Annotated in this window: 12 protein-coding genes; 10 read left to right on the plus strand and 2 right to left on the minus strand. The window is 74.9% G+C overall.

The window, feature by feature from the left end; translation table 11 throughout:
- The first annotated feature begins 20 nt into the window (after positions 1 to 20).
- The 4 genes from ACZ6ZI_RS24700 to ACZ6ZI_RS24715 all read left to right on the plus strand — a co-directional run bounded on the left by ACZ6ZI_RS24700 (position 21) and on the right by ACZ6ZI_RS24715 (position 4,704).
- On the plus strand, positions 21 to 1,994 hold the full coding sequence (locus tag ACZ6ZI_RS24700) for an acetyl/propionyl/methylcrotonyl-CoA carboxylase subunit alpha (protein ID WP_469524460.1): 1,974 nt from the start codon (positions 21 to 23) through the stop codon (positions 1,992 to 1,994).
- Positions 1,991 to 3,160, plus strand: coding sequence for an acyl-CoA dehydrogenase family protein (locus tag ACZ6ZI_RS24705; RefSeq protein WP_469524239.1), 1,170 nt, complete (start codon positions 1,991 to 1,993; stop codon positions 3,158 to 3,160). Before ACZ6ZI_RS24700 ends, ACZ6ZI_RS24705 begins: the two co-directional genes overlap by 4 nt.
- 228 nt (positions 3,161 to 3,388) lie before the next feature.
- Positions 3,389 to 4,129 (plus strand): enoyl-CoA hydratase family protein, encoded by a 741-nt coding sequence (locus tag ACZ6ZI_RS24710; protein ID WP_469524241.1) that lies wholly within the window; start codon positions 3,389 to 3,391, stop codon positions 4,127 to 4,129.
- Positions 4,117 to 4,704, plus strand: a complete 588-nt coding sequence (locus ACZ6ZI_RS24715) for a TetR/AcrR family transcriptional regulator (protein ID WP_469524243.1) — start codon at positions 4,117 to 4,119, stop codon at positions 4,702 to 4,704. The genes ACZ6ZI_RS24710 and ACZ6ZI_RS24715 overlap by 13 nt, the downstream gene beginning before the upstream one ends.
- 65 nt (positions 4,705 to 4,769) lie before the next feature.
- Here the strand turns inward: ACZ6ZI_RS24715 and ACZ6ZI_RS24720 are convergent, their stop codons facing one another.
- The gene (locus ACZ6ZI_RS24720; protein ID WP_469524244.1) at positions 4,770 to 5,876 is read right to left on the minus strand and encodes a citrate synthase 2; all 1,107 of its coding nucleotides are present in this window, start codon (positions 5,874 to 5,876) and stop codon (positions 4,770 to 4,772) included.
- A 238-nt stretch (positions 5,877 to 6,114) separates the two neighbouring features.
- Between ACZ6ZI_RS24720 and pdxH the strand changes: the two genes are divergently transcribed.
- The 3 genes from pdxH (at position 6,115) to ACZ6ZI_RS24735 (ending at position 9,247) form a co-directional block, all read left to right on the plus strand.
- The gene (gene pdxH, locus ACZ6ZI_RS24725; protein ID WP_469524462.1) at positions 6,115 to 6,738 is read left to right on the plus strand and encodes a pyridoxamine 5'-phosphate oxidase; all 624 of its coding nucleotides are present in this window, start codon (positions 6,115 to 6,117) and stop codon (positions 6,736 to 6,738) included.
- A 425-nt stretch (positions 6,739 to 7,163) separates the two neighbouring features.
- Positions 7,164 to 7,769 carry a PH domain-containing protein gene (locus tag ACZ6ZI_RS24730; protein ID WP_469524246.1) on the plus strand — a complete coding sequence of 202 codons (606 nt, stop codon included), beginning with the start codon at positions 7,164 to 7,166 and terminating at the stop codon, positions 7,767 to 7,769.
- 158 nt (positions 7,770 to 7,927) lie between these two features.
- Positions 7,928 to 9,247: a PAS domain-containing protein gene (locus tag ACZ6ZI_RS24735; RefSeq protein ID WP_469524248.1), complete on the plus strand. Its 1,320-nt coding sequence runs from the start codon at positions 7,928 to 7,930 to the stop codon at positions 9,245 to 9,247.
- 46 nt (positions 9,248 to 9,293) lie between these two features.
- On the opposite strand, the gene ACZ6ZI_RS24740 is transcribed toward ACZ6ZI_RS24735, so the two are convergent.
- Complete coding sequence (locus ACZ6ZI_RS24740) at positions 9,294 to 10,049, minus strand: SIS domain-containing protein (RefSeq protein WP_363055444.1); 756 nt, start codon at positions 10,047 to 10,049, stop codon at positions 9,294 to 9,296.
- Between the two features lie 257 nt (positions 10,050 to 10,306).
- Here ACZ6ZI_RS24740 and ACZ6ZI_RS24745 point away from each other — a divergent pair, with 257 nt between their 5' ends.
- From ACZ6ZI_RS24745 to ACZ6ZI_RS24755, 3 genes are all read left to right on the plus strand, one after another.
- Positions 10,307 to 10,999, plus strand: a complete 693-nt coding sequence (locus ACZ6ZI_RS24745; RefSeq protein WP_363055443.1) for a metal-dependent transcriptional regulator — start codon at positions 10,307 to 10,309, stop codon at positions 10,997 to 10,999.
- A 304-nt stretch (positions 11,000 to 11,303) separates the two neighbouring features.
- Entirely contained in the window at positions 11,304 to 12,350 is a 1,047-nt protein-coding gene (locus ACZ6ZI_RS24750; RefSeq protein ID WP_469524251.1) for an alpha/beta fold hydrolase, read from the plus strand.
- 167 nt (positions 12,351 to 12,517) lie between these two features.
- Positions 12,518 to 14,503 (plus strand): protein kinase domain-containing protein, encoded by a 1,986-nt coding sequence (locus tag ACZ6ZI_RS24755; RefSeq protein WP_469524253.1) that lies wholly within the window; start codon positions 12,518 to 12,520, stop codon positions 14,501 to 14,503.
- Positions 14,504 to 14,518: the final 15 nt, after the last annotated feature.

The following is a 14,518-nucleotide window of genomic DNA, read 5'->3' on the forward strand; positions in this document are numbered from 1 at the left end:
GCCCGCACATGACGAACGCGATGAACCCGACCGAACCGACCACCCCGAAGAACCCGACCACCCCGAAGAACCCGATCTCCCTGACCTCCCTCCTCGTCGCCAACCGGGGCGAGATCGCCGTCCGCGTCTTCCGCACCGCCCGTGCGATGGGCCTGCACACCGTCGCGGTCCACTCCGACCCCGACGCCGATTCCCTGCACGTCCGGGAGGCCGACGCCGCCGTCCGGCTGCCCGGCGCCGCCCCCGCCGACACCTACCTGCGCGCCGACCTGCTGGTCGAGGCCGCCCGCGCCGCCGGCGCCGACGCCGTCCACCCCGGGTACGGCTTCCTCTCCGAGAACGCCGACTTCGCCCGCCGCGTCCTGGCCGCGGGCCTGGTCTGGATCGGCCCGCCGCCCGAGGCCATCGAGGCCATGGCCTCCAAGACCCGGGCCAAGGACCTCGTACGGGCGGCCGGCGTACCCCTGCTGGAGCCCGTGGACCCGGCCGCCGCCACGGCCGCCGACCTGCCGCTGCTGCTCAAGGCCGCGGCCGGCGGCGGCGGGCGCGGCATGCGGATCGTGCGCGACCTCGACTCCCTCAAGGAGGCCCTCGACACCGCCCGTGCCGAGGCCCTGTCCGCCTTCGGGGACGGAGAGGTCTTCGCCGAGCCCTACGTGGAGCGGGGCCGCCACGTCGAGGTGCAGATCCTCGCCGACGACCACGGCACCGTCTGGGCCCTCGGCACCCGCGACTGCTCCCTCCAACGCCGCCACCAGAAGGTCATCGAGGAGGCACCCGCCCCCGGCCTGCCCGCCGCACTGCGCGAGCGGCTGCACACCGCCGCCGTGGCCGCCGCCCGGGCCGTCTCCTACCGGGGGGCCGGCACCGTCGAATTCCTCGTCGGGGACGACGGCCGCCCGTACTTCCTGGAGATGAACACCCGCCTCCAGGTCGAACACCCCGTCACCGAGGCCGTCTTCGACCTCGACCTCGTCGCCCTGCAACTGCGGATCGCCGAGGGCGCCGCGCTGCCCGCCACACCGCCGACCGCGACAGGCCACGCCGTCGAGGCCCGGCTCTACGCCGAGGACCCGGCCCGGCAGTGGCGCCCCCAGACCGGCACCCTGCACACCCTCGACATCCCCGGGGCCGTCCGCGTCGACACCGGCTTCACCGCCGGGGACACCGTCGGCGTCCACTACGACCCCATGCTGGCCAAGGTCATCGCCCACGCCCCCACCCGCGCCGAGGCGGTGCGCGTCCTCGCCCACGCCCTGTCCCGGGCCCGGATCCACGGCCTGACCACCAACCGCGACCTCCTCGTACGCTCCCTGCGCCACCCCGACTTCGCCGCCGCCCGGCTCGACACCGGCTTCTACGAACGCCACCTGCCCACCCTGACGGCCGGCGGCCCCGACCCCGCCCTGGCGGTCCTCGCCGCCGCCCTCGCCGAGGCCGCCCCCGCGCCCGGCGCCCCCCTCGCCGCCCGCCTCGGCGGCTGGCGCAACCTCCGTTCCGCGCCCCAGAGCCGCCGCTACACCGTGGACGGCGCCGAGTTCGAGGCCCGCCACCGGCCGATCGAGCACCCCGGCGTCCGGGTCGTCGAGGCCCGGCGGGAGCTCGTCACGCTCGAAGTCGACGGCGTCCGGCGGATGTTCCACGTGAAACATCGGACGAACGAGCCGGACGGGCGCCCCGAGATCCACGTGGACTCCGTCCTCGGCTCCCACACCCTCGTGCCCGTGCCCCGCTTCCCCGACCACCGGGACCGCACCGAACCGGGCTCCCTGCTCGCCCCCATGCCCGGCACCGTCGTCCGGATCGCCGAGGGCCTCGCCCCCGGCGTCGCCGTCACCGCCGGGCAGCCCCTGCTCTGGCTGGAGGCCATGAAGATGGAGCACCGCATCCTCGCTCCGGCCTCCGGCACGCTCACCGCGCTCCACGCCGCCCTCGGCCGCCCGGTCGAGTTCGGCGCCCTGCTCGCCGTAGTCCAGGAGGAAACGCCGTCATGAGCCCCGCCGCCGTCGAAGTCGAATCCGAGGAACACCGCGCCCTGCGCGCCGCCGTCGCCGCCCTCGGGCAGCGCTACGGGCGCGAGTACCTCGCCCGCACCGCCCGCGAGGGCCGTCACCCCGACGAGCTGTGGGCGGACGCCGCCAAGCTCGGCTACCTCGGGGTCAACCTGCCCGAGGAGTACGGCGGCGGGGGCGGCGGCATCGCCGAACTCTCCCTCGTCCTGGAGGAACTGGGCGCGGCCGGCTGCCCGCTGCTGATGATGGTGGTCTCGCCCGCCATCTGCGGCACGGTCATCGCCCGCTTCGGCACCGAGGCCCAGAAGCGGGCCTGGCTGCCCGGCCTCGCCGACGGCAGCCGCACCATGGCCTTCGGCATCACCGAACCCGACGCCGGCTCCAACTCCCACCGCATCACCACCACCGCCCGCCGGGACGGCGACGACTGGATCCTCACCGGCCGCAAGGTGTTCATCTCGGGCGTGGACATCGCCGACGCCACCCTCATCGTCGGACGCACCGAGGACGCCCGCACGGGACGCCTCAAGCCCTGCCTGTTCATCGTCCCGCGCGACGCCCCCGGCTTCGGCCGGACCGTGATCGACATGGAACTCCAGGCGGCGGAGAAACAGTTCGAGCTCGTCCTCGACGACGTGCGGCTGCCCGCCGACGCGCTGGTCGGCGACGAGGACGCGGGCCTGCTGCAACTCTTCGCCGGCCTCAACCCCGAACGGATCATGACGGCCGCCTTCGCCATCGGCATGGGCCGCCACGCCCTCGCCCGCGCCGTCGACTACGCCAAGACCCGCCAGGTGTGGCGCGAGCCCATCGGCGCCCACCAGGCCGTCGCGCACCCCCTGGCCCAGGCCCACATCGAGCTGGAGCTGGCCCGCCTGATGATGCGCAAGGCCGCCCACCTCTACGACGCCGGCGACGACCTCGGCGCGGGCGAGGCCGCCAACATGGCCAAGTACGCCGCCGGCGAGGCCTGCGTGCGCGCCGTCGACCAGGCGGTCCACACCCTCGGCGGCAACGGCCTCACCCGCGAGTACGGACTCGCCTCGCTGATCACCGCGGCCAGGGTCGCCCGCATCGCCCCGGTCAGCCGCGAGATGATCCTCAACTTCGTCTCCCACCAGACGCTGGGCCTGCCCAAGTCCTACTAGGGGCACCCGGGAGGGGTGGGAAGGGGCCGGGGGAGGAGCCGGGGCGCGGGGCGGGATTTGGCGGCGGGCGGCGCCGCTTGCACACTCTGATCCACAAGGGGGCGCCGCACGCCGCACCCGCCCTGGACGGCACCCGCACCACCCGCACCGCGTCACCCCGCTCCCGCACCACCCCGCCCGTCCCGGCCCGCCGCCCGTCCGCCCCGCGCCCCGCCCTCCGGAGGAGACATGCCCCCACTCGTACAAGCCGGCCAGGCGAACGGCGTCACCACGCTCACCCTCGACTCCCCGGCGAACCGCAACGCGCTCTCCACCGGCCTCGTCGCCGAGTTGCGCGCCGCTCTCGCCGCCGCCGGCGCGGACCCCGGGGCCCGGGCCGTCGTCCTCACGCACACCGGCACCACCTTCTGCGCCGGAGCCGACCTGAAGTCCCCGTGCGACCCCGCCGACTTCCTCGCCCTGCTGCGCGAGGTGGTCACGCTGCCCAAGCCCGTCGTCGCGCGCGTCACCGGACACGTGCGGGCCGGCGGCCTCGGGCTGCTCGGCGCCTGCGACATCGCCGCCGCCGGGCCCGCGTCCACGTACGCCTTCACCGAGACCCACCTGGGCCTGGCCCCGGCCGTGATCTCGATGCCGCTGCTGCCCCGCCTCGACCCGCGCGCGGCCTCCCGCTACCTGCTGACCGCCGAGGCCTTCGACGCCGCCGAGGCCGCCCGCGTCGGACTCCTCACCCTGCACACCGACGGGGACGTGGACGAGGCCCTCGCGCCCGTCCTCGCCGGCCTGCGCAAGGCCGCACCGCAGGCCCTGGCCGAGACGAAGGCCCTGGTCAGCGCGCCGGTACGGGAGGCGCTGGAACGCGACGGCGCCCGCCTGGGCGAGCTGTCCGCCCGCCTCTTCGCCTCCGACGAGGCCCGCGAGGGCATCACCGCCCGCTTCGAGCGCCGGGACGCCGCATGGGTACGGTGACCGGCCCCAAGCAGGCCCGCAGCCGGGTCACCCGACGCCACCTCCTGGAGGCGGCCGTCTCCTGCCTCGCCGAACACGGCTGGGCCGGCTCCACCGTCGGCGTCGTCGCCGAACGCGCCGGCGTCTCGCGGGGCGCCGCGCAGCACCACTTCCCGACCCGCGAGGCCCTCTTCACGGCCGCCGTCGAATACGTCGCCGAGGAGCGCTCCACCGCCCTGCGCGAGCTGTTCCACACCGCGCCCGCACCCCGCCCGGCCGTGGTCGAGGCGCTCGTCGACCTGTACACGGGCGCCCTCTTCCGGGCCGCGCTGCAACTGTGGGTGGCCGCCTCCAACGAGGACCAGCTGCGCCCGCAGGTCACCGAGCTGGAGGCCCGCGTGGGCCGCGAGACCCACCGCATCGCCGTCGAGCTGCTGGGCGCCGACGAGTCCGTGCCCGGCGTACGGGAGACCGTGCAGGGCCTGCTCGACATGGCCCGGGGCCTCGGCCTGGCCAACGTGCTCACCGACGACACGGCCCGCCGGGCCCGCGTCGTCGCCCAGTGGTCCCGGATCCTGGACGCCGCGCTGGCCTGACGCGACGGGGCGCCGCCCCCCGGTGCGGGGAGCGGCGCCCGTGGTCGTGCGCGGACCGTGCCGGATCAGGCGGTCGCGGCGATGTCCGCGTAGCCCTCGATGTCGCGCGGGTCGCGCCGGCCGGGGCCGACGTAGCGCGCCGACGGGCGCACCAGGCGGCCCGTGCGCTTCTGCTCCAGGATGTGCGCGGACCAGCCGGCGGTGCGGGCGCAGCTGAACATGGAGGTGAACATGTGTGCCGGGACCTCCGCGAAGTCCAGCATGATCGCGGCCCAGAACTCCACGTTCGTGGCGAGGACCCGGTCGGGGCGGCGGGCGTGCAGCTCCTCCAGCGCGGCCTTCTCCAGGGCGGCGGCCACCTCGTAGCGCGGGGCGTCCAGCTCCTTCGCGGTGCGGCGCAGGACGCGGGCGCGCGGGTCCTCGGCCCGGTACACGCGGTGGCCGAAGCCCATCAGGCGCTCGCCCTGGTCCAGGGCCTTCTTCACGTACGCGACGGCGTCGCCGGTCCGCTCGATCTCCTCGATCATGCCGAGGACGCGCGAGGGGGCGCCGCCGTGCAGCGGGCCGGACATCGCGCCGACCGCGCCCGACAGGGCGGCGGCCACGTCGGCGCCGGTGGAGGCGATGACGCGGGCGGTGAAGGTGGAGGCGTTCATGCCGTGCTCGGCGGCCGAGGTCCAGTAGGCGTCCACGGCCTTGACGTGCTTGGGGTCGGGCTCGCCCCGCCAGCGGATCATGAACCGCTCGACGACGGAGTCGGCCTTGTCGATCTCGCGCTGCGGGACCATGGGCAGGCCCTGGCCGCGTGCGGACTGGGCGACGTAGGACAGGGCCATGACGGCGGCCCGCGCGAGGTCGTCGCGGGCGGTGGCCTCGTCGATGTCGAGCAGCGGTTTCAGGCCCCAGACCGGGGCGAGCATGGCGAGCGCGGACTGCACGTCGACGCGGATGTCGCCGGAGTGCACCGGGATCGGGAAGGGCTCGGCGGCCGGCAGGCCGGGGTTGAACGCTCCGTCGACCAGCAGGCCCCACACGTTCCCGAAGGAGACGTGGCCGACCAGGTCTTCGATGTCCACCCCCCGGTAGCGCAGCGACCCGCCTTCCTTGTCGGGCTCGGCGATCTCCGTCTCGAACGCGACGACCCCTTCGAGTCCGGGTACGAAATCGGACATCAGGCGGCTCCTCAGATAGTGCGAACACGCGCGGCTCCCGGCGTGATTCGCGGTCCGGCGCGGTCATCCCCGTTGATGCCCGGCACGGCCGATGGTCACCCTCGCGGGGCCCCTCGGACCGGCCCCAAGATTTTGTCCGTTCCGCTTGTGGTTCGGAAGCGTGACATACGGCACACCGGCCGCCGGTGTCCTGGTGCAGGATGGCGGCGTGACCCATCAGGACCTTGACCCCGCCGTCATGCGCAGGCAGTACCGCTCCGAGATCGTCCTGGAGGAGGGCCTCGCGGACGACCCGATGGCGCAGTTCGCCCGCTGGTTCCGGCAGGCGGCCGTCGCGCACGTCTTCGAACCGAACGCCATGATCGTCTCGACCGCCGACGCCGCCGGACGCCCCAGCTCCCGCACGGTGCTGCTGAAGCGGTTCGACGACCGGGGCTTCGTCTTCTTCACCAACTACGGATCCCGCAAGGTGCGGGAGATCGACGAGAACCCGTTCGTCTCGCTCCTCTTCCCCTGGCACACCGTCGCCCGCCAGGTCGTCGTCACGGGCTCCGCCGAACGGATCGGCCGCGACGAGACCGCCGCCTACTTCCGCTCCCGCCCGCACGGCTCGCAACTGGGCGCCTGGGCGAGCGAGCAGTCCCGGGTGATCGGCTCGCGCGAGGAGCTGGACCGCCGCTACGCCGAGCTCGCGGAGCGCTACCCCGAGGGGGAGCAGGTGCCGGTGCCGCCCGAGTGGGGCGGGGTGCGGGTGGTGCCCGACGCGGTGGAGTTCTGGCAGGGGCACGAGAACCGCCTGCACGACCGGCTGCGCTACGTCGCGGACGACGGCGAGTGGCGGGTCGAGCGGCTCTGCCCGTAGGCCCTCGGGGCCGGGACGCCGGCGCCGCGATCGGCCTCGGCCCGGCCTCGGCGCCGGGAACGCAGACGACCCGCGGGCTCGGGTTCCTCTCCTGCAGTGAGAGGAGCCGGCCGGACGTGCCGGCGAGCCCGCGGGTCGGGTGACTGCTTGGGATTGGTACCGGGCACTACGCCTGGCACCGCACTGGGTGCGTTGCTGACGACGGGCCCTAGCCCGCAGCCACCTCACGCGTCCGGTTTCCGTACATTTCGGGAACCACCTCCCTTCTCGTGTACGGCAGAGCCTAGGCCCGCCCCGGGAGCGCCTCAACCGATTTATCGGGGCGGGATTTCGACCTCCCGAAATGCCCTGCAACTTCCCTGTTTCTCAAGGGAGTTACTCCTTACACTGACCCTCCCGCACCGGGGCCGTCGGGGAGGGGTGTCATGAGCGCACGACTTCTGCCGCGCGAGTACCGCGTCCACGCCCGACAGATGACCGCCGTCTACGTCGCCGTCGGCATCGGCACACCCGGCGTCGCCCTGTCCGTCATGAACCTCGACGACGCCCCCGGCGGGGTGAAGGCCCTGGTCATGGCCGTGATCCTGATCTTCTTCGGCTGGCTGGTGTGGGCGTCGAAGCGCTGCTCCACCTCCGCCGACCTCAAGGGGATCCGGGTCCGCCGCTTCACCGGCAGCCGCCGCCTGGCCTGGGAGGACGTCCAGGACATCCGGGCCGTGCCCCATCCGGGCGCCGCCATGGCCGGGAACCGGCCGAACCTGGTCTCGTACGCCTACGACTCCACCGGGCGCCGCCTCCGGCTCATGTACGTGGACGACAACCACGTGGACGTGCGGCGCGAGGTCGACGCCCTGCGCGCCGCCTGGGAGGAGCTGCGCGGCCCCGACTGGGAGGCCGACCCGCCGGCGCTGCGCCGCATGGACCGGCAGGCGGCGCGCGAGCGGCGGACGGTCGCCGCGTTGATGTGGGGCACGGTGGGGATCGTGGTGGCCTTCCTGGTCGCGATGGTCCTGCTGGTCACCGCCGACTGACGGCCGCCGCGGCGACCTGCGCGCACGACGCCGCGGGCCGCCGGCCGGCATCGCGCGGAACATTCCGGGACGATTCCGGGAAGTGCGTGTGGTGTGCGTCACGTTCCAGTTGAATGATCTGACGTGCCGCACACGCGAACACCTGCGGGGGGTGCCGGGTGAGTGCTTCCGGACGTGGTGAGACCACCGACGATCTGCTGGCAGCGCTGCTGGACGGGATGGACGCCGCCCTGTGCGCGTTCGACGCCGACGGCGTGATCACCCACTGGAACCGCGAGGCCGAGCGGATACTCGGCTGGTCCGCCGCCGAGGCCGTGGGCCGCCACGGGTTCGCCGGCTGGGCGGTGCGCCCCGCCGACGCCGACGACGTACAGGACCGGCTCATGGCGGCGCAGGACGCCCCGGGCCGGCGGGTCCACGAGTTCGCCCTGCTGACCAAGGACGGCGGCCGCGTCCTCGTGCGCACCCAGTCCGCCGGGGTGCCGGGCGCCGACGGGAAACCGGCCGGCGTGTACTGCGCCTTCAGCGAGGTCCACGCCCAGATCGACCTCGAACGCTCCATCGCCCTCAGCGAGGCGCTGATGGACGACGCCTCCTGGGGCGTCGTCCTCGTCGACGTCGACCTGCGCCCGGCCGTCGTCAACACCCACGCCGCCCGCGCCTTCGGGGCCGGCCGCGCCGCGCTGCTCGGCCGGCCGCTCGGAGACCTGCTGGAACAGGGCGTCGAGGAACTGGAGGGCGCGCTCCAGCACGTCCTCGCCGAGGGCGCGCCGCCCGCCCCGCTGGAGCTGTGGGTGTCCGTGCGCACCCCCGAGGGGGTGCGGCGGCGCTGCTGGCGGTCCGGGTTCCTGCGCCTGGCCTCCCCGCTCGCCGAGGAGCCGGTGCCGCTCGGGGTCGGCTGGCTGTTCCAGGACGTCACCGAGGGCCGGCAGGCCGAACTGGACACCGGGCAGCTGCGCTTCCGGGCCAACCAGCTCCACCGCGCCGGCCGGGCCGCCGCCGACTGCGAGGACCCGACCGAGGCCGCCGCCGTCCGCCTGGACTACGCGCTGGCCGGCTTCGCGGACCACGCGCTGGTCGACGTACTCGCGGCCGACTCGGGGCGCCGCCTCGTCCGCTCGACGCCCTCACCGTCCGGACGGACGCTGACCCTGCCCGGACCCGGCGCGATCCCGGTCCGCTACGAGAGCGCGCACCCGGCGCTCCAGGCCCTGGACCGGATCGGCCCGGTCCGCGCCAGCGCCCCCGGGGCCCCCGGCGGCGAGGCGGCCGAGGCGTGGGCCCGCGCCCGACGGTGGCCTTCGGGGGCCGCGCACGCCCTGTGCACGGTACTGCGCAGCCGCGGCCGGACCCTGGGCACGCTCACCTTCCTGCGCGGCCCCTCCCGGCCTGCGTTCGAGCGCGCGGACGCGCTGTACGCGGAGGAGGTCGCCGCCCGCGTCGCCGCGGACCTGGACCTGGCGGGGCGCCCGGCGTAGCCGGTCCGGGGTCTCCCGCGGGCCGGTCGTGGGGCGGGCGAAGCGCTCAGTGCCGGAAGAAGATCCGGTCGCCGTACTCCTGCATCACGCGGCCGTTCCACTCGTGGCCGCCGTCCACGTTGCCCGAGCGCAGCAGCGGCGGCTCCAGGCCGCGCGCGGCGAGCTCGCCGGCCGCCGCCGCCATGACCGCCTGCATGATCGCGCTGGTGACCACCGTGGAGGCGGGGGCGAACGGGGCGTCGATGCCGTCGGCCGTCAGCTCGGCGTCACCGACCGCGATCTTGCTGTCGAGGACGATGTCGCAGTGGTCCTTCAGGTAGGTGCCCGAGACGTGCCGCGACCGGGTCTCCGTCGCGTACGCCAGGGAGGTCACGCCGATCACCTTGAGCCCGATCGCGCGGGCGTTCATGGCCATCTCGACCGGCAGCGCGTTGCGCCCCGAGAGGGAGATGATCACCAGTACGTCGCCGTCCGAGGCGGGGCTGCTGTCCAGAACCGCTCCGGCCAGACCGTCGACCCGCTCGAGGGCGCTGCCCAGTGTCGCCGGCATGACGTCGACGCCGGCGGTGCCGGGGACGGCGAGGAAGTTCATCAGCGCGAGGCCGCCGGCCCGGTAGACCACGTCCTGGGCGGGCAGCGAGGAGTGTCCGGCGCCGAACGCGAACAGTCGGTTCCCGGAGGCGACGGCCTCGGCGATGGCCGTTCCGGCCTCGGCGATCCGCGGGCCCTCCTCGTCGCGGACCCGCTCCAGCAGGCCGATGGCGGCGTCGAAGAACTGCCCGGCCAGCTTGCTCTCGCTCATACGCCGTAGGCCCTTCCAGATGCGGTGCGGTGGGGGTGCGTCGTGGTGTCCGCCGCTCACCGTGCGGTCTGGACCAAGGGCGTGTCAATACGGGCGTCAATCCCCGGACCGAGGTCCCGGGCGGCGGGGGCCGGACGGCCCGGGTCGGTGCGGGGGGAGATGTCCCGTACATGCCTTGACGCTCGGCGCGGGACGGTTGTCGGCCCGATGCGTCAGAATTGGGGGCAGGGCCAGCGCACGCAATCCGAGGGGCACGAATGTCCGGACTGATCGACACCACGGAGATGTATCTCCGCACCATTCTGGAGCTGGAAGAGGAAGGTGTGGTCCCCATGCGCGCCCGGATCGCCGAGCGGCTCGACCAGAGCGGCCCGACGGTCAGCCAGACGGTCGCGCGCATGGAGCGCGACGGTCTGGTGGCGGTCGCCAGTGACCGGCACCTGGAGCTGACCGACGAGGGCCGCAAGCTCGCCACCCGCGTCATGCGCAAGCACCGTCTCGCGGAGTGTCTCCTCGTCGACGTGATCGGCCTGGAATGGGAGCAGGTGCACGCGGAGGCCTGCCGCTGGGAGCACGTGATGAGCGAGGCGGTGGAGCGGCGCGTGCTGGAGCTGCTGCGCCACCCGACCGAGTCGCCCTACGGGAACCCGATCCCGGGCCTGGAGGAGTTGGGCGAGAAGGCCGAGGCCGATCCGTTCCTGGAGGACGGCATGGTCAGCCTGTCCGAGCTGGACCCGGGCACCGAGGGCAAGACGGTGGTCGTCCGCCGGATCGGCGAGCCGATCCAGACGGACGCCCAGTTGATGTACACGCTGCGCCGGGCGGGCGTACAGCCCGGTTCGGTGGTGAGCGTGACGGAGTCCCCCGGCGGGGTGCTGGTCGGCAGTGGCGGTGAGGCGGCCGAACTGGACGCGGAGATCGCCTCGCACGTGTTCGTCGCCAAGCGCTGATCCCGCGTCCGGCGTCGGTCGACGCCGGGCCGGCCATGGGTGGAACGGTGGAAACGGAAGGTCCCGGCGCCTCGCGGCGCCGGGACCCGTCCTCCCCTGGTTGACCTGGAGCCCCGAGCTCTCAAGGTCATCCCCTTCGGACCGTCTTCCCCGAGCGGCCCGCCTCCCTGCTGAAAGGATCTCCATCGGCAGCGGCGGCCAATCCTTGAGCAAGGTCACTCGAAAGAGCGGTGTTGTCGGCGAGACGCCCGTTTTCGAATGCGGGTTCGATAGTCTGGCCGGGAGCGAAGGGGGTGCATCCGCGGTGGTACGACGCATCGATGTGACGGGGGCCGACGGCCTCCGCTTGGCCGCCTGGGAATTCCGCGAACCGCCGGAGGATCCCCGGACCCCCGGCGTCCTGTTACTCCACGGCCTGATGGGCCGCGCCCTCCACTGGGCCGACACCGCGCGCTGGCTCGGCGAGCACCGCCGGGTGGTCGCCCTCGACCAGCGCGGACACGGCCACAGCGACCGGCCGGAGGCCGGCGCGGACTCCGGACCCGACCCCGCCCCCAGCCCCCACTCCGTCCCCCGTCCCGGGCACGGTCCCGGGCACCGCCCCGACCTCGACCCCGACCGCGGTCGCCGGCACCGTTCCGTTTACGGTCCGGCGTCGGGATCCCGCGCGGGCGGAGGACCGGGCTCCGGCCCGGATCCGGGCCCCGACGCCACGACCCCGCTGGGCCGCGAGGCCTTCGTGGCCGATGCCGAGGCCGCCGTCGAGCAGCTCGGCCTCGCCCCCGTGATCCTCGTGGGCCACTCCATGGGCGCCCTCACCGCCTGGCAGCTCGCCGCCCGCCGCCCCGACCTGGTCCGGGCCCTGGTCATCTGCGACATGCGGGCCTCCGCCCTGGGGGCGGCCTCGCAAGCGGAGTGGGAGGAATGGTTCCGCCGCTGGCCGCTGCCCTTCCCCACCCAGGACGCCGCCCGCCGCTGGTTCGGGGAGGACGACCCCCGGGTGGAGCGCCCCGACCCGGGCCGCGGCGCCTTCTTCGCCGAGGTCATGCACGAGGCCCCGGACGGCTGGCGCCCGCTGTTCTCCCGCGACCAGATGCTGACGGCCCGCGAGACGTGGGTGCACGACGCCCACTGGGAGGAACTGGCCCAGGTCCGCTGCCCCACCCTCGTGGTGCGCGGGCTGGACGGCGAACTGGGCCGCGCGGAGGCCCAGGAGATGGTCCGCGTCCTGCCCGCCGGCCAGTACGCCGAGATCCCCGACGCCGGCCACTACCTCCACTACGACCAACCGGCCGCCTGGCGCGCGGCCCTCGAACCGTTCCTGGAGGGCATCACGGTCGCCACCCACTGAACCCCCGCCGCGCATCCGCCGCACCTGCGACCCGTCACCGGCGAAAACCCGCCACCGGTGACGGGTCGCCAATTCCGCCCGCCCATCCGGGCGTTGCCGATCCGCGGCCATCGGGTACCTTGCAGCGACCGGGGACCGACCGCGACGCTGACGAGGCCGAGGCTGACGTGTGGGAACTGAGGGGGAGCGGAGCCGAGCCGCTGGAGGCGGACGATCCGCGCCGAATAGGGCCGATCCCGCTGGCGGGCAGGCTCGGATCCGGCGGTATGGGGCGGGTGTACCTCGGGGTGCACGAGGGCCGGTACGTGGCGGTGAAACAGCTGCTGGCCTCCGTCGTCGGTGAGGACGAGGACTTCCTGCGCCGCTTCGGGCACGAACTGGACAACCTCGCGCGGCTGCCCGCGCAGGCCACCGCGCCGCTGCTCGCCGGCGACCGCACCGCGCGCCCGCCGTGGTTCGCCACCGCGTACGTCCCCGGGCTCACGCTCCGGCAGGCGGTCGAGCTGAACGCGGGCCCCCTGCCCGCGCCCGCCCTGTGGTCGCTGCTCCGCGAGGCCGCGGCGGGCCTCGCGGCCGTCCACGCGCTCGACATGGTGCACCGCGACCTGAAGCCGTCCAACGTCATGCTCACCCCCGACGGCGTCACCCTCATCGACTTCGGCGTGGCCCGCGCCGCCGAACAGAGCCAACTGACCCGGACCGGCATGGTCGTGGGCACGCCCGCCTACATGGCTCCCGAACAGGCCTCGGGCCGCCCGCTGAGCGGCGCGACGGACGTGTTCGCCCTGGGTTCCGTCCTCGCGTACGCGGCCTGCGGCCGGCCGCCGTTCGGCGAGGAGTCCGGGCACGGGGTGCTGTACCGGATCGTGCACGAGGAACCCGACCTGGAGCCGCTGCGGGAGGTGGACCCGGAGCTGGCCGGGGTCGTCGCGGACTGCCTCGCCAAGGAGCCCGCGGACCGGCCCACCGCCGCCGGACTCCTCGAACGCGCGGCCCGCCGAGGCCCCTCCGATGCCCCCTCCGGCGCCTCCCCCGATGCCCCGGCCGAGACCCCGGCCGAGACCCCGGCCGAGACCCCGGCCGGTGCCCCGGCCTGGCCGGAGGCCCTCGCCGGGCGGCTGGCCGAACGGGCCGCGTTCGTCGCGACCGTCCAGGACCTCGACGTCCCCACCCTGCCCCTCGGCGGCGGCGCGGGCGCCCCGGACGCGGCGCCGCCCGCCGACGGGGCGCCGGAGGCCACGGAGAAGCCCGCGGCCGGGGCCGTCGCGGACGCGCGGCGCCCCGAGCGGCGCCGCCACGACCGCCGGACCCGGATCCTGCTCGCCGTCGTCCCCGTCGTCGTGGTCGCGGGCGGCACCACGCTCGTCGTCCAGAACCTCCCGCACACCGGACCGCTCCGGGCCGGCGCGCCCGCGAGCCCCTCCGCGGGCGCGCCGGACCGGGCCGCCCCGACCCCGGCGGCGGGCTCCGGGACCCCCTCCCCGTCCGGCAGCCCCTCGGGGTCGCCCTCCGACGGCCCGGGACAGCCGCAGGGGCAGGCGCAGGGACAGGGCCGAAGCCCGGCCCCCGAGGGGAACGCGGGCGCCGGCGGCGGCGCCCAGGGCCCGGCGGCCGGTGGCACGGGCAACGGTCCCGCCCCCGGACAGGGCCCCGGAACCGACCCCGGCCGACAGAACGGCGCGGGAGGCGGCGCGGGGGCCGGCGCCGGCAACCCGGGAGGCACGCCCTCCGGTGGCAACGACCCGGCGCCGCCCACGGCCGCCCCGCCGAAACCGCCCGCCCCGCCGTCCCGCCCCACCTCCGGCACGCACACCTTCCGCAACGGCGACAACGGGGAGTGCGTCACCCAGGTCTACGGCTCCTCGGACTCCGGCTCCTGCGCGGACGGCAGCGCGCGCTGGACCGCGCAACCCCGCTCCGACGGCGGCTTCAAGCTGAGGAACCAACAGTCCGGCGGCTGCCTGTACGCCAACTTCCTGGGCCAGGCCGTCTTCGTCGGGGACTGCGAGCAGGGCAACTCGATGGTGTGGCGGTGGACCTCGGACGGCGGCCTGCGCAACGACTTCAGCGGCGGCTGCCTCGACCTGCCGATGGCCGGCGGCCTGAACACCACGAGCTGCGCCGGCGAGGCCTCCCAGCGCTGGACCACGTAGCCGGCCCGGGCCGGC

Source organism: Streptomyces sp. NPDC103540, assembly GCF_055584445.1.